Raw genomic sequence first — 1349 nt, 5'->3', positions numbered from 1 at the left:
CAGAGAGACGCCTGCGAGAGATAGAGCGTTGTCGGGAACGACAGGCGCGCTGGACTGTGGCAGCGCGCCGCCAAGGACCAACACCACGATTGCCGCGCTGATTGCCATGGGGCCTAACGCCTGAGTTAAGCCGACTTGCGTAGTGGAGGCAAAGGTATGGCAAGCTTTTTCTGCCATACCTTTGCCGTAACGAAGCAAGTTCGGCTTGAACGAATTGTTAGGCCGCCGGCAACCGAACTGCCGGGCCCAGTTGGCGGAACTGTAACCCAAACCGTAGCCTGGGCAAGCCTGCCCCAGATGCATTCGGGCGTGCCGTTGCTACGCACAGTGCCGGCAGCCAGTGGCTTGCGCCGACGAACTTTCGGGAGTGAAGTTGCTGCGCGAAGATCCGGAGCAGCGGGCTTGCGCGAGCAAGGTGCAGCCGCGGCGACCCACACCGATCATGGATGCCTGACCGAGCGGCCTAACACCTGAGTTAAGCCGCGCCGCGAAGCGGCGTCGGCTTGGACGAATTGTTAGGCATCAGCTGCGGAGCCGCCAGAGCGACCACGCGAACGGCTGCCGATGTAGGTGCCGGCGATAAGTGCAACCGATAGTATGAGCCACTCGGCCGCCGCCAGAACCAAGTGGAAGTTGCCGCCGAGCCAAGTGAAGACCGCAGCCGCAAGACCAATTGAGAGCGCCAGCATCAACACAAGCCCGAGGCCGGCGTGCATGTACGGTCGGCGCTCCTGGCGTGCGGCAAAGAACCAGAAGATGGGCCCGGCCGTGAGAAGCGACAGGAGGGTGCCGAGCAGGAATTGCGACCGGGCCCGATCGGGGCTGTCCGCAACGCCCTCGAAGAAGCCGATGGCGAACTGCGAGACCAGCAGCGCGACTGCGAGAGCGACGATCCTTCTCCAGTTCACGACAATCCCCATCTGATGCCTAACAACACTTGAGTTAAGCCGAACCGCGAAGCGGTTTCGGCTTGAACGAATAGTTAGGGCGCCGGCAACCGAACTGCCGGGCCCAGTTGCCGGAACTCTAACCCAAACCGTAGCCCGGGCAAGCCCGCCCCAGAGGCGCCCGCGCACGCCGTTGCTGCGCACAGTGCCGCCAGCGAGCGGCTTGCGCCGCCAAACTTTCTGGAGTGAAGTTGCTGCGCGAAGATCTGGAGCAGCAGGCGTGCGCGCGCAAGGTGCAGCTGCGTGACCACACACAGATCATGGGATGCCTGACCGAGCGACCTAACGCCTTATGTCTTGAGTTTCCCCTACCGTAGGCGCCGAGAGCCCGACGTGCGCGCCCGATAACGCCTCGGTGTCAGACCACCGTAATTCAGCAGGGGCCGCACGCCGGATCTCGCG

At 63.2% G+C, this 1349-nt stretch carries 2 protein-coding genes; both read right to left on the bottom strand.

The features are described 5' to 3' along the window. Window positions 1-303, bottom strand: a 303-nt coding sequence (locus tag ACW5DW_RS17055; protein ID WP_457020496.1) for a hypothetical protein, incomplete at its 3' end; no start/stop codon positions are given. Between the two features lie 212 nt (window positions 304-515). After that, complete coding sequence (locus ACW5DW_RS17050) at window positions 516-920, bottom strand: hypothetical protein (protein WP_457020495.1); 405 nt, start codon at window positions 918-920, stop codon at window positions 516-518. Window positions 921-1349: the final 429 nt, after the last annotated feature.

The sequence above is a fragment of the Luteimonas sp. A482 genome (assembly GCF_054072655.1).
This window is presented reverse-complemented; position numbering and strand designations above follow the sequence as displayed.